This window comes from Bacillus sp. YBWC18 (genome assembly GCF_002998775.1).
Classification (GTDB): Bacteria; Bacillota; Bacilli; order Bacillales; family Bacillaceae; genus Bacillus.
Genome location: NZ_PVRI01000005.1, coordinates 341,983 through 361,901, shown reverse-complemented (window position 1 = coordinate 361,901; position 19,919 = coordinate 341,983). Strand labels below are relative to the sequence as shown.

The following is a 19,919-nucleotide window of genomic DNA, read 5'->3' as shown; positions in this document are numbered from 1 at the left end:
AGGTTACCCACGTGTTACTCACCCGTCCGCCGCTAACATCCGGGAGCAAGCTCCCTTCTGTCCGCTCGACTTGCATGTATTAGGCACGCCGCCAGCGTTCGTCCTGAGCCAGGATCAAACTCTCCGAGGTATGCAGGATGCATATCACACATGCGTTGCTACACGATGTAGCGAACTTAGCATGTGATCATTTCCTGCCTCGCCAGTTTGACTGACTACCTATGATGTATCATAGGATTTTTTTATAAAAACTCGAATTAACAGGTACGTTTTGTCTTGTTTAGTTTTCAAAGATCATCTTTATCGTCTCTCAGAGGCGACTTTATTAATATAACATTCTATCAAGATAAAGTCAACAACTTTTTTCTTTATGTTATTTAATAACCGCGCTGTTTTAGCGGCGAATACAAATATAACACCTTTCGAGAGAGGAAACAAGTATTTTTTCTAAATAATTTATTTTTCCTTATCTCTTCCTATATAATCATACAAAAATTGATTGCCACAGGAATTCTCTATTGTTGATCCTGAAGGTCTTTAGTATATTTATAATAGAAGAAAACTAAATAACCGCAGGGGGAGCTTTGTGCTGAGAGTGAACACTCGTTGTTCTGACCCTTTGAACCTGTCAGTTAATACTGAAGTAGGAATGTGGAATCAATTGAATACATGTAGTGTATTCAACTCGATATGTTTTTCTATGAATAACATACTCATCCTTACACGGTCTCTCCTTGCTCAATTCATGAAAAAGGAGATTTTTTTATGCAGCAATCAAATCAATTGGTACGACTGATGGAAATCGCAATTATGACTTCACTTGCACTTGTATTAGATTACTTATCAGGTCTCTTTTTAAGAATGCCAAATGGCGGATCTCTTGCGCTGATTATGATACCCGTCATTCTTATGTCTATTAGATGGGGAATATCAACCGGGTTTATCATTGGTGTGCTTATTGCAGGCCTTCAGCTGATGAATGGCCCTATTATCGCTACACCTGTTCAAGGATTTCTCGATTATTTCGTCGCATCTGTTGTCATTTCCCTAAGCGGTCTATTTTCTGGATTGATCAAAAAAGCCATTCAGGATCAAAAGCGAAAGCAGCAATTCTTCTATATTACCTTATCCGTATTTGTTGCAAGTTTCTTTAGACTGTTGACGTTCTTTATCTCTGGTGTTGTTTTCTTTTCTCAGTATGCACCAAAAGGAACACCAGGTTGGGTTTACTCTTTAATTTATAACAGCACATATATGGTTCCTTCATTTATTATTTGCAGTATCGTTCTTTGCATACTCATACCAAGTGCATCTCGTTTGGTTTTTCCTCACAAAAAATAACTGGCTGATTTCAGCTGGTTATTTTTTTATGCATAATTTGCCGCTCTATGGAATCTATTAATAGTAGAAGATTTCATGCTGGAGGTACGCCTATGAACCCTTACTCCATTATGCTGTGCTGTTATATTCTCAGTCTTGCTTATTTTTTGGCAGGTTTCTATGAAGCTTTAAAAATAGCAGGAATAAAAGGAAAAGTAGAAGCTTCTCCTTTTATCTCTTATATTTTGCTAGCTGTGCTTTTCACTTTTTTCTCTCATTATTATTGGAAGCTGACGATTTAATTCGGTGTACATGGTCATGTAATACAGACAGTTCCCACCCATACCCTATTTCATTATGTTCCTGGCCAGCCAGCTCGAACTGGCTGGTAACGACAAAATGAGGTTGAAGCTTTTGATAAAAATACTTTGCCGAATTTTGTTCAAACACCCACAGCATCATATTCTGATACCCTTTCTCTATTAAATAGCTCACTCCTTCTGCAATTAAAGCGATACCTGCTCCTGATTTCTGTTTCTCTTCCAATAAATAGATCGCGTAAAGTTCTCCATCATATGTTGAATAGCGCTCATCACGCTGTTTTCCAAAAGAAGCAAAACCAAATACCCCCTCGGCATCTTCTGCGACAAACGTCCCTTCAAGCGACCTTCTTCTCCAGCTCTCTTCTCGATCTTCTATATTTAAACCATCCAAATAATCCTGATTAATAATGCCTTGATAAGTCGTCTGCCAGCTCTTCACATGTATTTCGGCAATTTTAGGAATATCTTTTTGTACAGCATGCCTCACCTTCATCCGCGCCACTCCTTCTCACTGTTTTCACCCTATCTTCATTATGATAAATTCCTATTTCCTAAAATTCAATCAATAAAGGATATTCGTTGACATTTTGTCAACACACCTTTATATTGGGTACGACTTCTTCTATAGAAGAGTTGATACATCATACAAAGGATGGCGTAAAAGATGGATTTTAAGACAACTGAGCTTGGGCAGCTCTTAAAGGAAAAATTGCAACAACGTTCTCTATCTTTAAGAGATCTCAGCACATACACAGGAATTGATAAAGCGACACTGTCTCGAATCATGAATGGAAAAAGAAAACCAACTTTGAATCACCTGCAGCGGCTTTCAGATTCTCTGAACATATCATTAGATCAACTATTGACTGCTGCAGGGTTTCCAGTCAAAAGCGAAAAGGTGCACGGTGATACGTTCATTCAAGCGGTAGAAGAGATCGAAAAAATACTGAAAGATCAGGACGTCTACGACGGTACATTTAGTCAGACCAAATTGAAACAAAAGTTAAACGAATACGAAGCCTATAGCCAAACAAACGAGGGAAAAGAAACGATCTCGGCAAATTTTGAGAAAAAGATGGAGACGCTAAGCGGCGTCGGACCATTCCTTCAACATTTGAAAAACATGTACAGCTTATTTATGACCGGACGGGGTACTTCTCGAGAATTAATGCTGATGGGGGGCGCACTCCTTTATTTCATTATGCCTGTTGACTTAATACCAGATTATATTTTTCCGATCGGCTATATTGATGATGCTGCGGCTGTGAAAATTGTCATAGACCAGCTGACAAATAGGTAGCAGGACAAGAAGCTATGAAAAAACAGTACAGCATTGACTTCGTACTTTTATTCACTGTGATTTGTTTATTTGTCATCAGCCTGATAGCTGTATATAGCGGATCGGGACAGTATGAAACGCAAGATATGTTTTATTTCGTCAAAAGACAAATTTTCTGGTATATCGTCGGTTTCAGCCTCATGGCAGCTGCTGCATACTTTGATTATGAACTGCTTGAGCGTTTATCTTTTCGGTTATTTGCAGGTGGTATTTTTCTCATTATTCTTGTGCATTTTTTCGGAACGAGTCAAAACGGATCCCAAAGGTGGATCAGCTTCGGTTCAATCAAAGTTCAGCCATCAGAGTTCATGAAAATTTTTGTGATCCTGCTGCTAGCGGCTGTCTTGAACCAATACAAGCATCAGCGATTTTCGTTTAAAGAAAGCATCATTCCTACAAGTAAAGTCGTTTGCTGGACCGTTGTCCCTTTTTTCCTCATCTTAATTCAGCCTGATTTAGGGACAGCGCTCGTGATATTATCCATCGCCTTTACACTGATGCTTGTGTCAGGGATTTCTAGCAAGATGATGGCCGCATTAATGGCTACTTTTCTTGCACTTCTTGCATTTTTGGTCTACTTGCACAATGAACACTTTGAGCATTTTACAAAAATCATTAAGCCTCATCAGCTTGATCGCATTTATGGCTGGCTCTCTCCTGATGAATTTGATTCAACATACGGGTATCAGCTGAAACAATCGATGCTCGGCATTGGATCAGGTCAATTATCAGGAAGCGGTTTTACACAGGGGCATCAAGTACAAGGAGGTAATATCCCTGAAGCGCATACGGATTTTATATTTGCCGTCATTGGTGAGGAGTTTGGTTTTATCGGCGCCTCCCTTTTGATGTGTTTGTACTTAATGATGATTTACCGAATCATTCATGTGGCTATGCATGCTAATACGCTTTATGGATTGTACATATGTGCGGGAGTCGTTGGGCTGATCGTGTTTCAAGTTTTCCAAAACGTAGGGATGACAGTCGGTTTAATGCCTGTGACGGGACTCGCGCTTCCTTTTATCAGCTATGGGGGCAGTGCGCTTTTGACCAACATGATCGCCATTGGCCTCGTGTTTAGCGTCAATCTTAGGTCATCATCCTACATGTTTGGGCGCAATTGGAATTGAAGATGATGACATTTCTTCTATCTCATCTCAAAAGAGTCGACCGCATTCTTGTTGGAACGATTGTGTTCCTCTGTTTATTTGGTTTACTGATGGTTTACAGTGCGAGTTATCCTTTAGGAGAAGTGAAGTATGAAAAGGGCAGCTATTTCTTCATCAAACAATGGCAATGGCTCCTGATTGGGGGATTCTTTTTCTTCATTGCCGCTCTGTTCCCTTATCAGATTTATCGTAAATGGATTCGGTGGCTTGTTATGCTGTCATTGTTATGCCTGATCCTAGTCCTGCTTCCTGGAATCGGTGTTGTCAAAAACAATTCCCAGCGCTGGGTTCAGTTGGGCTCTCTCATGCTCCAACCTTCTGAAGCTGTGAAACTAGTGATGGTGATCTATTTTGCCTATGTGTACGCGAAAAAACAGGCGTACATTACATCTTTTAAAAATGGCGTACTGCCGCCACTCATTCTTTTAGGTCTTGTTTTTTTGTTGATCTTAAAGCAGCCTGATTTAGGCACAGCTGTGTCTATTTTATTAAGCTGCGGCATCATTTTATTATGCGCTGGGCTGAAAACGCACCATCTCATTTTGCTAGGATCGACTGCGGCAGCAGGTATCACTTTTTTTGCAGTGACAGCTCCTTACCGTTTGAAGAGGCTGACTTCTTTTCGTGATCCTTTTCAGTATGAAGATGGAGATGGATATCAGCTGATTCATTCGTATCTCGCAATGAATTCAGGCGGGCTGACGGGGAATGGCTTAGGCGGGAGCATTCAAAAGCTAGGCTTTCTTCCTGAAGCCCATACGGATTTTATCATGGCCATCATCAGTGAAGAGCTGGGAATCATGGGGATTTTGTTTGTGATTGGTGCATATCTACTCATCATGTATCGCGCTATGCGAATTGTGCAGGCTTTACACGACCCTTTTGGAAAGCTGTTAACGATCGGGCTCACGTTTCAAATCATGCTCCAAGCAGTCTTTAATTTAGGCGCTGTCTTTGGTCTTCTTCCAATCACAGGCATTCCACTTCCCTTTATTAGCTATGGCGGCTCCTCCCTAGTGTTCATGATGATATCTGCTGGTATTCTCGTGAATCTTTCTTCATATGTAAAGAGGAATCCATATCCGGCGCATGCCAAATAGACACCTTCTGATGGAAGGTGTCTCTGGTTGTTGACAAAGGGCTAAAATGGGTTTTATTTTAGCCCTTTGTCTTCTATTCAGCGTGATAGAAAACCTTTGAAGTCTAGGAAGGACGAGTACTGGCGCGGAGCGAATTAGACATTCGTGAGCACCAGCGCGCAGGACTGACAACGAATGCAAGGGTTTGTCTACACGCTGAGACACCTTCTGATGGAAGGTGTCTATTCATTTTATTCTTCTATTTGATGATCAGCGATCTCTTTTTTTCTTGGCTGTTTGATTTCATTCGTTAATTCCTGAATGCTTTGCTTCACATTGCCTTTACCGGAAAAGTTCTCAATAATTTCTTTGACATCGATTCCTGAGGATGCTTTCAAGCTTTCTTGTAAACTGGACATGAGGTTTGTAGCATAGCCAGTGACTTTATTGGCCCCGCTGCCTTCGCCGTTACCTCCCGTATCCACAACAGTAATTTTATCAATGTTAGAAAGTGGTGCAGATACTTGCTTCGCATATTCAGGAAGCATTTTCACAATCATATCAAGGATCGCTGCCTGACCATACTGTTCGAATGCTTCAGCGATTTTCTCTTTGGCTTCGGCTTCCGCAAGTCCTTTCAGTCTAATGACTTCTGCTTCTGTTTCCCCTTTCGCACGATCAGCTTCCGCTTTGGCAAGCCCGTCAATTCGGACTTTCTCAGCTTCTGCTTTTGCCATTGCTTCTATGCTGTATTTCTTGGCATCTGCTTCAGCGAGGCGTTTCGCTTTTTCCGCCGCAGCTGACTGCTCAACAGCATAACGATCCGCATCTGCTTTCTTTTTCACTTCAGAATCGTATTGACGCTCACGACGCTGGATCTCTTTTTCTTCTAATTCAATTTGCTTCTGACGTTCAATGATTTTCACTTGCATTTCTTGTTCAGTTACGTGCTGACGGTTACGAGCTGTTTCAAGATCGTACGCTTGGTCGGCACTTGCTTTCGCTGTATCCTGTTCACGTCTGAATTCTGCTCTTTTCAGCTCATTGATCTTTTCTGCTTCAGCGATTTCAGTAGCACGCTCAAGCTCAGATTTCTTCGCATCTTTATCTGCTTCGGCACGTTTGATACGTGTTTCTTTATCTGCTTCAGCTGTTGCAATATCTGCATCGCGTTTCACTTGGGCAATTCTAGGTTTACCTAGTGATTCTAAATAGCCATTTTTATCACGGACATCTTTGATCGTGAACGACACAATGACGAGGCCCATTTTCGCTAAATCTTGAGAAGCGACACGCTGTACTTCTTGAGAAAATTTTTCTCTGTTTTTATAAATCTCTTCGACTGTCATTGATCCTAAGATGGAGCGAAGGTGTCCTTCTAGTACTTCTCTCGCTTCGTTTTCGCGGTCTTCTTTTGTTTTACCTAAAAATTGCTCTGCTGCAGTAGCAATTTCTTCAATCGATCCGCCAATTTTAATGATGGCCGTTCCGTCCGCCATGACCGGTACACCTTGTTCGGTATAGACTTCAGGCGTTGAAACATCTAGCTTGCTAGATAGTAAGCTGAGCGGCTCTGCTTGTTGAAAAACAGGGAGCACAAAGGTACCTCCGCCTCTTACAATCTTAATCTTGTTTCCACCTTCATCCACGTGGACATTTTTACTTCCTAGGTAACTTCCTGTGACAATTAACGCTTCATCTGGACCTGCTGTCCGGTATTTCGAAACAAATACACCAATAAGTGCAATAAGAATCACAAGCACAATTCCAATGATAATCAAAATGGTTGTTCCTGGCATAGCATTCCCTCCTAGATTTCTTCATTTGGTATAACTGATAAGACGCCTTTGTTCACTTCGACGACCAGCACCCGGGTTCCATATGGAATCTCCTCTTCGTCGAAACTGACGGCAGGCTTTGAGATTTTCCCGCTATTACTAATTAACAGCACTTCTCCAAACCCGTCTTTTGGAACAGATACAATGATCTCCCCAGTTCTTCCTTTTAAGTCGGCCTCTGTATATGAAAGAGATTCTTCAGCAGAGGAAAGCGGGACTAAGACAAATACATTCAAACAGGTCACAAGGACCACTGCGAGGATGGCAGATAATACTGCGCCAAGTCCACTCCCTACAATTGCTGTTTTTTCAGAGATAAACCCTCCAGCCGAGAAAAAGGTAAGAAATGCGAGGATCAATGTTGGTTGAAGGAATGAAACAGGAATCGCTTCAAACAATCCATCAAATACATCGCCGAAAAAGACGAAAACTAGTGTCAGGATTCCTGATATCATCAATATGTATAAATACAGCGTCTCAAGCGGCAGCCCGAACACATCCATCTTCCTCACCCTTTCTTCATGAAATGAACAGCCTTTGTTTCATTTAGACCATGCTCACCTCCAATGTATTCCTTCTAACAGGTAATACGAACCACTTTTGTAAAGGTTTCAAATTTCCTCACAATTCTTCACAGGAATTCCCCGATAGCTCAAGAATGATTGTCATGTACCACTATGTTAAAATTTGATCTTGAGGTGATGAAAATGAGTTTATTACATGAGGCAAGACAAGAATTGTGGCAAGAGCTGCAAGGTTTGAACGAAGAACAATTGAATCAAAAGTTATCTGATGATACTTGGAGTATTCAAGAGGTGGCAGATCACTTAAAGAAGATGGATCTCATGGTAGCCAAACATCTAGCTGTTGAGGGAAAAAAAGCACCGATCAAGGAATATGAGCCAAAGCCGGTGGAAATGGCAGAGGACCGTTCTAGAAAAGCCACTGCGCCTAGTATTGTTGAGCCTGAATGCAAGCATGTGACACCTACACATTTAAAGGATGAGCTCGATACAGCTCGTGAACAGCTCAATCAAATTTTATCAACGTTTACTGAGGATGATTTCAAACGTGTCATTGCGCACCCTGTGTTTGAAGAGTTATCCCTTAAGCAATATCTTGATTTTATCGGCGCACACGAAAAACGTCATATTCATCAAATCAAAGAAATTAAAGAACAGCTATAAGACATAAAGAAGACTCCCTTTTGGGAGCCTTTTTTCATTGTTACACTGTTTTAGGTGTTAGATCAAAACAGCGAGCATAAATCCAGTTGTACGCTTTTTCATTTAGATCTCTTGGGTTTCCAATTGTTTGCGGATCTCTCATTGCTTCTTTAGATAAACGGTCAATCATATCTTTTGATACACCTTGTTCTTCTAATGAAGGAACTTCTAGATCTTCCACTAAATCATACATCCAGTTCACAGCAGCTTTTGCTGCTTCCTCTGTAGACATTCTGCTTGTATCAATGCCGAACGCTTGCGCAATACGAGCGAATTTTTCCGGATACCCTTTCCAGTTATACTCCATCACCGGTCCCATCATTGCTGCTACACACTGGCCATGCGCTACAGGAATAATGCCTCCGAGTGTTTGACTCATCGCATGTGCAGCTCCAGCTGATTCACTTCCATAAGAAAGCCCGGCAAGCATTGCAGCTTGTGCCATTCCATATCTCGCTTCCAGGTCTTCGCCATCGGCAAAGGCACGGCGGATATAATGAGCAGCATATTCAATGGCCATGAGCGCTACCGCATCTGTAATAGGCTGAGCAAATTTCATTGTATAGCATTCGATAGCGTGAGCAAGCGCATCAATTCCAGTCATTGCTGTCACATGAGGAGGCATGGATACATGAAGCTCTGGGTCAATCACTGTGAGGTGAGCTGCAATGAGTGGTCCACCTGTGTTGAATTTAAATTCTCTTTCTTCATCCGTAATCACTGCCCACTGCGTAACTTCTGAACCTGTACCAGCCGTGGTCGGAATGGTGGTTAAAGGTGGGATTCTGTTTTCAAGCGGTTTTTTTCCCTCTGCCGCTTCGTAATCAAGGACTGAGCCTTTATGAGTCACCTCTACTCCGATTGCCTTCGCTGTATCCATTGAGCTTCCGCCGCCTACAGCGACTAATCCATTACAGCCTTCTTTTTCATATAACGCAGATCCTTCATTCACTAAACGAACTGGCGGGTTTGGCTCTACTTTATCAAATAGGATCACATCGATTTGTGCTTCTTTTAATGAAGCAACCACTGGGTCTACTACGCCCGCTTGATAAATACCTGGGTCTGTTACAAGCAATACCTTCGTGACACCGTATGCTTTCACTTCTTCCCCAACATGTTTCACTGCACCGATGCCATGTTTGATGACAGTCGGGATTTCAAATGTGTGGAATTTCTGCATGCTTTCAATTTTCATATTTAACGTCATATAGAATCTCCTCCAAATGTGTGATATTTATTTAAACCAATGAACCGCTTCAGGTTTCGTATTTCGATATACATGCTTCAGTTCCGTATATTCCTCAAGTCCGGTGCGTCCTAATTCACGTCCAAGACCTGACTGCTTATATCCACCCCAAGGTACTTGAGCGAAATAAGGATGGAAATCATTGATCCAAACTGTGCCTAATCTTAATTGACGAGCCACTCTTTCGGCTTTTCCAATATCAGAAGACCACACAGCTCCTGCTAATCCATAAATCGTATCATTTGCCAGCTCGATCACTTCTTCCTCTGTTCGGAAGGATTCGACTGTCAATACTGGGCCAAAGACTTCTTCTTGGACAATCCGCATCTCTGACGTACAGTCTGAGAAAATCGTTGGCAAGTAGAAGAACCCATTTGAAAGCTCCTCTGTGTCAGGTCTTTTTCCGCCTGTTTCTAATCTTGCGCCTTCATCTAACCCAATGCTGACGTATTTCTCTACTTTTTCTCGATGCTCAGCTGAGATGAGCGGCCCGCTTTGGGTTTCTTCATCAAAGCCGTTGCCTAGCTTGATTTTTTTCGTACGCTTCACCAGTTCTTCTAAAAATTCCTCATGAATGGATTCTTCCACTAGCAAACGTGAACCTGCTGAACATACTTGCCCTGCATGGAAAAACACAGCATTCATTGCCTGGTCAACCGCTACGTCTAAATCAGCATCTTGAAACACAATATTCGGATTTTTCCCGCCGAGCTCAAGGGCGATTTTCTTCACATTCCCACTGGCTCCCTGCATGATTTTCTTGCCTGTTTCAATACCGCCTGTAAATGAAATCAAATCTACATGTTCATTCACAGCAAGCTCATCGCCAACCGTTGCCCCTGGTCCAAGGACTAGGTTTGCAACTCCTGCTGGAATTCCTGCTTCTTCCATGAGTTTGAATATTTTGATCGTGGTGAGTGGTGTAATTTCACTTGGTTTTAAAACGATTGTGTTCCCCGCCGCAAGAGCAGGAGCGATTTTCCAGCTTGCTTGAAGCAATGGATAGTTCCAAGGAGTGATTTGCCCGCATACACCGACTGGCTCTCTGACTAATTCACTTTTTGAGTTCGGGATTGGTGACGCAATGATTTCCCCGCCATCTTTGTCAGCCAGACCTGCGTAATATTGGAACACGTTCGCAATATCGTCCATATCTGCTTTGCTTTCCTCTAATGTTTTACCAGTATCAAGCGATTCCAATTTGGCTAGTTCATCAAGATCACGTCTAATCAACTCAGCAATCTTAAACACCATATTTCCTCTTTCAAGTCCAGGCTGGTTTGCCCAGTCCCCTTGATCGAAGGCTTTTCTCGCTGCTTTGATGGCTAGCTGCGCATCATTTCTTGATCCTTCGCTGACTGTCGCGATCACTTCTTGATTAAATGGATTGATGATATCCCGTGTGTCGCCACTTTTGGCGCCAACCCATTGCCCATCTATAAATAGTGTTTGACTCATAGAAGGAACCTCCTCTGATTCTCTTTGGTAAGTTTGTTAAATAAAAATTTAACGTTCTGAACATAATTAACTTATCATGTTCAAATTTTTCTGTCAAAGGGAGATAGGCTTCATTTATTTTGACATTTTGTATTCTTTCGTTAACATATAGTCCATACAGATTTTTTTGAACGTATTGAATTCTCCTAATAGAAAGCAGGGACAAGATGAAAAAGCAGGAACAGCCACAAGCAGAAGATCGTATTTTAGCTGCTAAAGATCTAGTCATTGATTCCATAGCTGAAACGATGGATCTCTATGGCATTACACGAAGTGCAGGTATTCTCTATGGGACCATGTATTTAAATGAGGAAATGACGCTTGATGAAATGCGTGAAGAACTGCAAATGAGCAAGCCAAGTATGAGTACGGGTGTGAAAAAACTGCAAGACATGAATATTGTCAAAAAGACGTTTCACCGGGGCCGAAGAAAACACAGCTTTGTTGCTGAAAAAGACTTTTTTAAGTTTTTCACGAACTTCTTTCCGCAAAAATGGGAACGAGAGGTCGAGGTCAATTTAGCGGCGATTGAAGAAGCGCAAGAGCGGCTTCAAGAGGTGGCGCGTGATGAACAACTGGAGGAACATGTAAGAGAGGAAGCGCAGCAGCTTCTTGAACAGCTTGAAAGCTCGAAAGCCTATTATGACTGGCTGAGACGCTTAGCGGACTCTGTACAATCAGGGGAGATCTTCGACTATATTCCAATTGATCAGAAAGATAAATAGGCGATATGTTTGCGTTTTACAGCTTGAATTTTACAGGAGGATTGATTATAATAAATTATGTCGTCATACTTCGGGGCATTAGCTCAGCTGGGAGAGCGCTACGCTGGCAGCGTAGAGGTCAGCGGTTCGATCCCGCTATGCTCCATACGAAAAACCATTCTTGAGAAATCAAGGATGGTTTTTTTATGTATATATTTCTTACAGTTGTGTTTGTTCTTTGTTTTTTCTTAACCTTAATATCTTTATGATCCGGTACGCGATCACAGAGAGATAAGCCGTGATGAGAATGATTGTGTAAGACACAGGGAAATCGCTCGTCATTCCGTGATAAATGAAATAGATGAGCAGCACTGACAGCATGATGACTTGGAACAGTTCCTTTTTCATTTTACTCTCCCCTTATGATAGATTCGGTCGATTATATCACAAATGATGTCATTTTTTATTAGCTATCAGCAAGGAAAAATCCCTTCACCTGCTGATAGCACTTTATGAATGATCACTTTTTCAGCAATTGTTCCATTTTGTTCTTCGTCTTTGGTCCGTAAATCCCGTCTGCCGCTAAGCCGTTCATGAGCTGGAATCTCTTAACGGCATTCGCTGTTTTCGGTCCATAATAGCCATCAATCCCATTGTTTTTTGCTCCTTTGTCTGGGTAAAAATAGAGGGAAGATAAGGCTTTTTGCACGGCTGTCACTTGAGATCCTTTTGTTAAGGGCTTGGTTATTTTTAAAATGCCAGATGGCAGATTTGACGATTTCTGTTTGGTTACGGGTGCTTTGTGGCTCAAGCTTTCTGTTCGGACTGGCTTTCTTGTGCTTTTGCTGCCGGTATGAGCTGTGGCTATTTCAGCTTTAAATTGATCCCATCGTCCGAGCAGTTTCCTTGGACATTCTTTCCCGCTCCAATGTTTATGGGGCACTACATTTGATAAAGGAATCCCCAAATCGCCCATCAGTTTCCGAATGAGCCATTGAGCATTTTCGACTGCTTGTTCAAAGTTGCCGTCTGTATTTTCACAAATTTCAATTCCGATTGATTTCATATTGCCATCGCCTCTGCCATCCCCTGCGTGCCAGCCGTTTTCGTTTAATGGTAAATGCTGATAAATGACCTGATCGTCGACAGTGTAATGCCAGCTGACCCCAGTACTTGAACGTGCAACAAACGCAGCGTGACTTCCCGCATTTGCACCTTTTGCAGTGTTAGAGGTATTATGCACCGTAATATAGAGAGGCTTCATCCTATTTCTTGGTCTGTTGCGGTTGTGTTTTGGAATGTAGGCTTGAATGATATTGACCATATTGTTCCTCCTTCAACTATTATTTTGTTAGCCCTCTTTGTTTCAGGGTTTCTTTTTGTAATTGACCTTTGTAGGTCACATAATTGTTTTTAAACCAAGCGATAACGGCTGTAACCATCGTAAAAATGGTGGAACCTGCTACATATAGTGCCTCACCGGCGGTTTGTACTTGCTCCTCACTAATCGGCAGTACCGTCTGTCCAAACATGACAAGCGTTTGATTGATGAGTGCAATAAAAAGAAGCACTGTGCGAATCACAGTGCCTTTGTCGAATGTTTTCATGATTTTTACCTCCTATTTTAAATTCCGTTCAATTTTGTCGAGTTTATCGATCACGACGTCATACTTCTCACTAAACTTTGCTAACACTTCATTTTGCGCCTCGATTTGCTCATTGAGCTTATTTTCACGTTCTTTTGTTGTGTTGAGAACATAAAACAGAATCCAGCAAAAGAGAACGGCAAACGGGCCTTGTGTCATTAAGTTTTGGACGACATCTACTTCCATTGGAATCACCTTCTTTCCGGCAAAAAAATAAAGCCATTAGGCTTCGTATTTTTCTCCTGTTATGTCTTGATAGTCATCTGCCGAGATCCAGCCAATGCTTACATAAAATGCAATGTCCTCTGGACCGTAACACTGCCAGTCCCAAAATTGTTTAATATCTGCTACAGTTGGAAAGATCATTCTGAAGCCCCCCTTTTTGCATAGCCAATAGCTGCGTTAATTGTTTTGATAATAAAGCATTTTGTTTCTTTAAAAGTTCTATATCACTTGGCGGGAGAGGGACTGGTTTTAGGCTATCTATATACTCCTGTGTCGCTGATTCATACCATTGCTGTTTTTCCACATCAAATGCAGCTTTATAAAAAGAAGGATTATTGGGTGGTGCAATTGTTGTGCATTGATCTGGAATAACATAATTTCCTTCATCATCCCTCTCGAACACTTCTATAGGTCTGACCAATTCATATTTATGGTTGTATTCATAGGCTTGTATCATTTTTATCATTTCCTTAATTTAATGGGATGACTGTGTCTAAATAGTAGCCAGTTACCGCACTGTCATTTGCTGCATGTAAACCGGTTAGTTTTAGCTCTCCTTTCTTATATATAATTTACTATGACCCGTTGTATCTGATACTGGAACTGATACTACTATGCCTTTAAAATGCTGCATTGCCTATAGCAGGAGAATCGACTATTCCAGAAGCGCCCGGCGCATAGAACGAGCAAGCACCTAACGATTTAATCCCGTTATAAATACAATCGCCAGCAGGGATATTGACCAACTGGGACGTTATCATTTGTCATTTTATATAGCTGAGATTGATTCCATTTCTGCTTTTCTATTTCAGATGCATGAGATTTTATATCTTCTATGTGCTGATTGATTTGCTCTAACAATCCCATATCATTAGAAAGAATAACCCTAAGTATGTCATTAAACAGATCCGCATGGGTTTTGTCACTGGTTTCGAAAGTACGAGGTGTCTTTATCTCCATGTGATTCTCCTTTCACATTTCAGTTTTATTGAATTATCTTGTACTAAACTTAAAACCAAATGTAATAAACTCAGTCGAATTGACGTTATTTGAAGAAGATTGCACACATACCCTTCCTTCCTTATCTATTAATGTACGATGGAATTGAGGTACTCCTGGAGTCCCTATACTTGAAGCGACTCCTACAAAATGGATTGCCTGCTGCGGCCGATATTCTTCAGGTAAAATAAACACTGGGTTATTTCCTAAAATTCCCCCTTTTACAGCACCTACTATCTCGATTTCCCCTAAGAGATTCTTGCGATATTTTACTGGCAAATTAATAGGGTCATATTCCTTCCAATTGCTTTTAATCTCTTCAGGTGTTTTCCAAGAACCATCTAATAAATCTGATAGCGTGATTTGTTTCTCCCAAGGCGTCCATGTTTCTGCATCTTGTCGACGAAATCTAAAATAAGTGTTTTTCCCATAAACAGATTCGTACGCTATTTGTATTAAGGTATTGCCATAACTCATGACTAATAAAAACACTTTATTAAAGGATGATGGACCATTTACCCCAGGGTTATAAATGAGATACATGCCTGTCTGAGTAAGGGTATTATAATCTGTCACGCTAGCAAATCCATGATAAAAAGGCTTGCCATTATCTTGTGTGATTTTTACTAATTGACCGTTATCCCACCTGTTCCTATCGCTTTCTGTAGGCAGCTTTGTCCATGTAATCGACGTATGTCCGGTATGATAATAAAAAAAGTAAGCATTACCCGATACATCAATTGCAAAACCAGAGCCAATATTTTCTTGACCTACTGTCTGTAGCCCTCTGATTGAGATATTCGATGAGGCCGGAGAATCCTCCACGCCAGCAGCTGCATAAAATGTACATGTTCCTTTATCTTTTATCGCTTCAAATATTCTTCCGTCAGCAGACACATTAATCAGCTGTCTTCCACTATCTGCTGTGATCTTATAACTCTGGGAATCATTCCATTTCTTCTTTTCTGTATCAGATGCGTGTACTCTCGCATCATTTGTATGTTTTAAGAACTGCACTATTAATCCATGATCATTTTCAAGAAGTACTTTGACCATGTCATTAAATAAATCGGCATGCGCTTTATCATTTATCTCAAAAGGTTTGGGTTCTTTTATTTCCATTTAGTTTTCACTCCCTTTCTTTGAAGCTTGGTTTAATTTCTTGCAGCTGCTCTAGAGTGAGCATCCTTTGCTCGTATCCTGTATTTAGATCTTCCATTGAACAATCACCTAGTTCCACTGCTTGTTTGACCAATTCAGGGGTCACCCATTGAAAATATAATGCCATTACCCAATAATTCATGATTCACTCTCTCCTTTATATAAAAGGATCTCATTTTTTAACGCTTTTAGTTCGTTTGTTAGATGATCACATTGATGTTCAAGCTGTTTTCTCATTAGCTTTTCTTTGGCTACTTCTTGTGCTAGATAATCTAGCGGAAGAGGTGGTTGATACCTTGGATTGATTTGAGATTCCTCCCACCATTCTTTCAATTCTTCTGCCGTTGGCTTTGGCACATCTAGATGCCACTCGTTGATATACGAACCGTCGCCGTCATTTCTAAGTTCAAAATCCTTTTGCGGGTCCGCATCGGGGTATTTATACTTAATGGCTTCATATAAAATCATAGAATCCTCCTATACTCTCGAGAAATTTCTGCCGCCTATTTCTGTGATATCAAAATAGTTATACCAGCCTGAATTTTCAGATACATAACGACTAACATCTCCGTCATATCCTACATATAGGTACATTTCTAAATAGTCCCCTTTATTAGCCGGTACATTGGCAGTACCATAAAGTCCCATACTTAAGCTCAACGTATCAGATGGGCTTGTTGGACTTTGTCTTTCATGTGCAATATTTTTATATCTTCTTCCATTTAAGTAGATCGATAATTCAAAGTTTGCGTATCGTTGAAAGCTTTCAATATAAACACCTGCATTCACTGAATACATTCCGCTCTCAGGGCAGATGAAACGATTATTTTTGATATCAAAATTGTTATGACTGTCTTTTATTTTTCGATTAAAAAGGACTTTTTGATACTCTCCTTTGGTTAATAACTGCTTCCCAGTAGTACCTATGTTGGCATGACAGAACCCAGAGATTTTGTGCCATTCAGTCCAGCCAGACCCCGTCCACCAATGACGGCACCACGTACCTGTGCTATCAAAATAACTGCCCGCTTCGTTTCCAGTCCCATAGTAATATTGAACAAATCGAAAGTTACTATATTTTTCATTTTTCACAAAGCCAAATCTCGTAGGATATCCAGTATCATTCGCTTGTCCAATATCCATGAACGTAATGCCAATTGGATATTCCTCACCGCTGACTGATGCATCTTGAATGGCTTGATCGCCTGTTAGTTTAAATAAGCTTTCATTGGTGATTCCCTCTATCTGTTGGCTGAGCGCATTGTCATTCTCTACTAGTGTGTCGACCATCCGGTTAAATAAGTTGGCATGTGCTTTGTCAGAGGTTTCAAACGGTAAAGGTGATTTGATGTCCATTTCATTCCCCTCCTTTAATAAATATCATCAATCTCAAAAACAAATTCGATGTCGCCGTCTTTTTGTTTGTCTGTCATGGTGCGGATGGCGGTGAATTTGCCGGCTTCGTCGACAAGTGCTAGTTCGTTGATGACTTCTCCTGCCAGTTCTCCTTCGGCGATCGTGCAGGTGTAGCGGATTTTTGCTGGTTCCATGAAGGTAAACGAATCAATCTCTTTTTGGACTAGTTCTTTTTTGAGTTTTTGTTCAGTTCCGTCTAGTGAAATTGGTTTCCCATCCTTCGTCCCACCATTTCCAAATGCCATTTTGACGACTTTTGTGAGTTTTGTTCCTTCTGCTCTTGCCTTTGCCATTTGTTGACGTGCATATAGTGTTGTTACGGTTAATTGATCAGCCATTGTGATCCTCCTTATAGCTCTATTTTTTGAGAAGTTGCTGCTAGCATTTTTGATCCGTCCAGCGGAACAGATCCATCGAGAATCCAGTAATGATCCTTAATCAGTAAGCTGCCGCGCTGTTCAGTTTGGACATGTACTGGCAATCGGAACGTCATCTTCTTTTTGGTTTGATGTGACAGCTGGTTCTTTGTGCGTAAAGTCAGTGCCGCTTTTTGCCCTTTTTCATTTAACGCTCCAGTCATGACATAATTCATGCGATATGTGGTTTCTGACTTATGCTGAAGCGGCATTCTCATCTTCAACGAATGCCGAAAACGAGCAGGTACATCGGTTGAACCTCTTGTCCCGCTAAGATAAAACGTACCATTTAATACAAATTCACCATTCAGTAAAATCGGGATATGATCGAAAAAACCCACTCTGCTTCGCAGTGTGAGCCTCCCGTGATGGTCATTTTTTTCATGTACATCGGTATGATGAAATGCAGTGAACGTATAAGCCAAATGCGCTGGTTTTAACGTTTCAAGTATTTCTACAATATATCTAGTGTTTTGCAGGTCATCTAGGTTCACACGTAAGGCGAAATGATAGCGATTGGTGGTGAGACGGATGATGGCACTTGGATTTTTGAGAAAGCGATTCACCGATTTCTCTAATGAAAGATACGTGATCGGTGGAATGTTTGACATCATATTGAGTAAGCGTGCCCTGCGAAGTTCAATGGAGTCATCTGATTCTCGCTGCACCTTCAGCATTCTTTCCCATCTATTCAATCCCCATGTCGCAGTTAAAGGGAAGAACTGATCCGTTAAATCGAAAATGGATTCATCCAATTGCTCAAACTCCGGTGCTTCTGTTTTGAGTAGATGATCTACTTCATAAATCTCTGTAAAATATGGCGGCAAGTAGTTTTTCATTTCATCCTGTTTGCTCAATAACCTTCACCTGCCTCAGACGCGGTATCTCAATGTCCTGTAACACTAAGTTTTTCGATTCCCCATTCAATAACACGTTTGCATAATCTGATACACTTTCTGAATGGTACAGAATGTCATTTAAGGCGGACATTCGAATGGTACTCTTTTCAAATGCGATTGATTTCAACAGCGCTTTGACCTTTTCTTCTATTTCTTTCTGCGCTCCTTCAAGGGTCCAGTCCATTTGAAGTTCGACGGCTACTTCTATGTCAATATCCAGCCATTTGGCGCTTTCGACGGTTGCTTTTGAACCGATAGGCGCTTGTCCTTCTCCTTCGCCTGGCTCAGGGTCGATATATTCCTGTACTCTTTTAACAAGAAGATCTGATGCAACATCTAGATTGCCGTCTGTGATGACAATTTTGACCGTTCCTTCTCCATTCCAAAGCGGGAATACTTTCGCTCTGCCAACCCCTGTCACTTCCTCAGCCCATTTTTTATAATGCGCCTTGTTGGCACTGACAGCCTCCCGCCTAGCACGTATTAAGTAACGATCATATAACGAAGCGTCATCTTCTTCCTCTTGTCCCGGTATCACCAAATCTTTCATGATAATCGATTCAAGCCCTGGGATTGTATCAAGTGAAAGCAGCGGCTGATCTGTTAATTGACCATTGCCGATCTTGCCAGGTGTCTCGCATTCTAGCGTGCCTTCTTTCGAATATTGGAAATAGACGTCTTCAATAAAAAACCGTGAGCCAACTGGGATGTTGATATCCTCCGGCTGAATAGCTGCGGACCAAATCGCTTTAGTGGCTGGTTTTCTTTCAATTCCTACTTCAGCAGCCCGCCGATCTAGAAACTCTCCTTGTGCTGTATCTGCAAAGACCAGCTCGAATACTTGATCAAGCCAAATATAGGACTGGGCTAATTCAGCGGCAGCAGGTGCCAAGGCATTCCAAATGACGCTGTTTTCTCTTTTATCTATGTCATCTGGCAATCTGTCCAGCATTCTTTCTATCAATGCTTCATACGTTTGTTCCTCAAACATCGCCCTCCATCACCTCCTCTATTTCTAATGTGCCTTCATCTGTGACAATAGCTAGCTTGACATGAAACGAGTCATTTTGCTTTGTGACCTCTAATTCTTCAATATGATCAATCCGTTCGTCGACAATCAATGCTTCCTCTAGCAGTCTCGGAATCTCCATTTCTTTGTATTCATCCGTGGCTTCTGTATCCGTCAATAGCTCCTGGATTTCAGTGCCAATGTCGTGGCTGTAGATAGGATATGCATACCGCTCTGTCCTGAGTGTCATATAAACGAATTGACGAATTGCTTCAATGCCTGAAATGGTTTCACCTGTCAGTCTGCCAGTTTCAACATCTATTCGATACGTCGTCGAGGTTTCCACCTCTTCGTCTTCTTCTGTTTCCTCGATTTCTTCCTCTGGTGAAAGTGCCACGTTCATC

At 41.4% G+C, this 19,919-nt stretch carries 26 protein-coding genes, 1 tRNA gene, 1 rRNA gene and 1 riboswitch; of the genes, 7 read left to right on the top strand and 21 right to left on the bottom strand.

From position 1 onward, the window contains the following. Positions 1–130, bottom strand: a 16S ribosomal RNA gene (locus C6348_RS15690); the annotation flags it as partial. 435 nt (positions 131–565) lie between these two features. After that, positions 566–667: riboswitch (TPP riboswitch) on the top strand. 98 nt (positions 668–765) lie between these two features. Between C6348_RS15690 and thiT the strand changes: the two genes are divergently transcribed. Next, positions 766–1,341, top strand: a complete 576-nt coding sequence (gene thiT, locus C6348_RS15685) for an energy-coupled thiamine transporter ThiT (RefSeq protein WP_106043681.1) — start codon at positions 766–768, stop codon at positions 1,339–1,341. Between the two features lie 240 nt (positions 1,342–1,581). Here the strand turns inward: thiT and C6348_RS15675 are convergent, their stop codons facing one another. Beyond that, positions 1,582–2,136, bottom strand: coding sequence for a GNAT family N-acetyltransferase (locus C6348_RS15675; protein WP_106043680.1), 555 nt, complete (start codon positions 2,134–2,136; stop codon positions 1,582–1,584). Between the two features lie 171 nt (positions 2,137–2,307). Here C6348_RS15675 and C6348_RS15670 point away from each other — a divergent pair, with 171 nt between their 5' ends. From C6348_RS15670 to ftsW, 3 genes are read left to right on the top strand one after another with little or no spacing between them, the layout of a single operon-like run. Beyond that, the gene (locus C6348_RS15670; protein ID WP_106043679.1) at positions 2,308–2,943 is read left to right on the top strand and encodes a helix-turn-helix domain-containing protein; all 636 of its coding nucleotides are present in this window, start codon (positions 2,308–2,310) and stop codon (positions 2,941–2,943) included. Between the two features lie 14 nt (positions 2,944–2,957). Next, complete coding sequence (gene rodA / locus C6348_RS15665; protein ID WP_106043678.1) at positions 2,958–4,112, top strand: rod shape-determining protein RodA; 1,155 nt, start codon at positions 2,958–2,960, stop codon at positions 4,110–4,112. Between the two features lie 5 nt (positions 4,113–4,117). Continuing rightward, positions 4,118–5,251 carry a putative lipid II flippase FtsW gene (gene ftsW, locus C6348_RS15660; RefSeq protein WP_106043691.1) on the top strand — a complete coding sequence of 378 codons (1,134 nt, stop codon included), beginning with the start codon at positions 4,118–4,120 and terminating at the stop codon, positions 5,249–5,251. Between the two features lie 230 nt (positions 5,252–5,481). Here the strand turns inward: ftsW and floT are convergent, their stop codons facing one another. Then, on the bottom strand, positions 5,482–7,029 hold the full coding sequence (gene floT, locus C6348_RS15650; protein ID WP_034659707.1) for a flotillin lipid rafts scaffold protein FloT: 1,548 nt from the start codon (positions 7,027–7,029) through the stop codon (positions 5,482–5,484). An 11-nt stretch (positions 7,030–7,040) separates the two neighbouring features. Continuing rightward, positions 7,041–7,571, bottom strand: a complete 531-nt coding sequence (locus C6348_RS15645; RefSeq protein WP_060597128.1) for an NfeD family membrane protein — start codon at positions 7,569–7,571, stop codon at positions 7,041–7,043. Positions 7,572–7,775: 204 nt separating this feature from the next. Between C6348_RS15645 and C6348_RS15640 the strand changes: the two genes are divergently transcribed. Then, positions 7,776–8,255 (top strand): DinB family protein, encoded by a 480-nt coding sequence (locus tag C6348_RS15640; protein WP_189293924.1) that lies wholly within the window; start codon positions 7,776–7,778, stop codon positions 8,253–8,255. A 40-nt stretch (positions 8,256–8,295) separates the two neighbouring features. Here the strand turns inward: C6348_RS15640 and gbsB are convergent, their stop codons facing one another. Both gbsB and betB read right to left on the bottom strand, forming a co-directional pair. After that, positions 8,296–9,504, bottom strand: a complete 1,209-nt coding sequence (gbsB, locus tag C6348_RS15635; RefSeq protein WP_106043675.1) for a choline dehydrogenase — start codon at positions 9,502–9,504, stop codon at positions 8,296–8,298. A gap of 27 nt (positions 9,505–9,531) precedes the next feature. Continuing rightward, entirely contained in the window at positions 9,532–11,001 is a 1,470-nt protein-coding gene (gene betB, locus C6348_RS15630) for a betaine-aldehyde dehydrogenase (protein ID WP_106043674.1), read from the bottom strand. A gap of 206 nt (positions 11,002–11,207) precedes the next feature. Here betB and gbsR point away from each other — a divergent pair, with 206 nt between their 5' ends. Further along, positions 11,208–11,765 carry a transcriptional regulator GbsR gene (gene gbsR, locus C6348_RS15625; RefSeq protein ID WP_095285868.1) on the top strand — a complete coding sequence of 186 codons (558 nt, stop codon included), beginning with the start codon at positions 11,208–11,210 and terminating at the stop codon, positions 11,763–11,765. Between the two features lie 72 nt (positions 11,766–11,837). Further along, positions 11,838–11,910: transfer RNA gene (locus C6348_RS15620), tRNA-Ala, on the top strand. A 53-nt stretch (positions 11,911–11,963) separates the two neighbouring features. Here the strand turns inward: C6348_RS15620 and C6348_RS15615 are convergent. The 15 genes from C6348_RS15615 to C6348_RS15545 form a co-directional block, all read right to left on the bottom strand. Next, positions 11,964–12,152 (bottom strand): hypothetical protein, encoded by a 189-nt coding sequence (locus tag C6348_RS15615; protein WP_034659727.1) that lies wholly within the window; start codon positions 12,150–12,152, stop codon positions 11,964–11,966. Between the two features lie 112 nt (positions 12,153–12,264). Beyond that, a complete protein-coding gene (locus tag C6348_RS15610; protein WP_106043673.1) occupies positions 12,265–13,068 on the bottom strand; it encodes a peptidoglycan recognition protein family protein in 804 nt (267 codons plus the stop codon). 19 nt (positions 13,069–13,087) lie between these two features. Then, entirely contained in the window at positions 13,088–13,351 is a 264-nt protein-coding gene (locus C6348_RS15605; RefSeq protein WP_106043672.1) for a phage holin, read from the bottom strand. Positions 13,352–13,363: 12 nt separating this feature from the next. Beyond that, positions 13,364–13,576, bottom strand: a complete 213-nt coding sequence (locus C6348_RS15600; protein ID WP_034317366.1) for a BhlA/UviB family holin-like peptide — start codon at positions 13,574–13,576, stop codon at positions 13,364–13,366. Positions 13,577–13,612: 36 nt separating this feature from the next. Then, positions 13,613–13,756: an XkdX family protein gene (locus tag C6348_RS15595; RefSeq protein ID WP_189293923.1), complete on the bottom strand. Its 144-nt coding sequence runs from the start codon at positions 13,754–13,756 to the stop codon at positions 13,613–13,615. Further along, positions 13,728–14,072: a hypothetical protein gene (locus C6348_RS15590; RefSeq protein ID WP_106043671.1), complete on the bottom strand. Its 345-nt coding sequence runs from the start codon at positions 14,070–14,072 to the stop codon at positions 13,728–13,730. Before C6348_RS15590 ends, C6348_RS15595 begins: the two co-directional genes overlap by 29 nt. A gap of 254 nt (positions 14,073–14,326) precedes the next feature. Further along, a complete protein-coding gene (locus tag C6348_RS15585; protein WP_223251581.1) occupies positions 14,327–14,575 on the bottom strand; it encodes a hypothetical protein in 249 nt (82 codons plus the stop codon). 33 nt (positions 14,576–14,608) lie between these two features. Beyond that, positions 14,609–15,736, bottom strand: coding sequence for a pyocin knob domain-containing protein (locus tag C6348_RS15580; RefSeq protein ID WP_106043670.1), 1,128 nt, complete (start codon positions 15,734–15,736; stop codon positions 14,609–14,611). Positions 15,737–15,743: 7 nt separating this feature from the next. After that, a complete protein-coding gene (locus C6348_RS15575) occupies positions 15,744–15,917 on the bottom strand; it encodes an XkdX family protein (protein ID WP_095285864.1) in 174 nt (57 codons plus the stop codon). Continuing rightward, positions 15,914–16,243: an XkdW family protein gene (locus C6348_RS15570; protein ID WP_095285863.1), complete on the bottom strand. Its 330-nt coding sequence runs from the start codon at positions 16,241–16,243 to the stop codon at positions 15,914–15,916. Before C6348_RS15570 ends, C6348_RS15575 begins: the two co-directional genes overlap by 4 nt. Before the next feature lie 9 nt (positions 16,244–16,252). Then, entirely contained in the window at positions 16,253–17,131 is an 879-nt protein-coding gene (locus C6348_RS15565; protein ID WP_106043669.1) for a hypothetical protein, read from the bottom strand. Positions 17,132–17,145: 14 nt separating this feature from the next. Next, the gene (locus tag C6348_RS15560) at positions 17,146–17,529 is read right to left on the bottom strand and encodes a phage tail-collar fiber domain-containing protein (RefSeq protein WP_003212666.1); all 384 of its coding nucleotides are present in this window, start codon (positions 17,527–17,529) and stop codon (positions 17,146–17,148) included. Between the two features lie 11 nt (positions 17,530–17,540). Continuing rightward, positions 17,541–18,464 (bottom strand): YmfQ family protein, encoded by a 924-nt coding sequence (locus C6348_RS15555; protein ID WP_106043668.1) that lies wholly within the window; start codon positions 18,462–18,464, stop codon positions 17,541–17,543. Further along, positions 18,448–19,497, bottom strand: coding sequence for a baseplate J/gp47 family protein (locus tag C6348_RS15550; protein WP_106043667.1), 1,050 nt, complete (start codon positions 19,495–19,497; stop codon positions 18,448–18,450). Before C6348_RS15550 ends, C6348_RS15555 begins: the two co-directional genes overlap by 17 nt. Further along, positions 19,490–19,912 carry a DUF2634 domain-containing protein gene (locus C6348_RS15545; RefSeq protein WP_106039144.1) on the bottom strand — a complete coding sequence of 141 codons (423 nt, stop codon included), beginning with the start codon at positions 19,910–19,912 and terminating at the stop codon, positions 19,490–19,492. Before C6348_RS15545 ends, C6348_RS15550 begins: the two co-directional genes overlap by 8 nt. Positions 19,913–19,919: the final 7 nt, after the last annotated feature.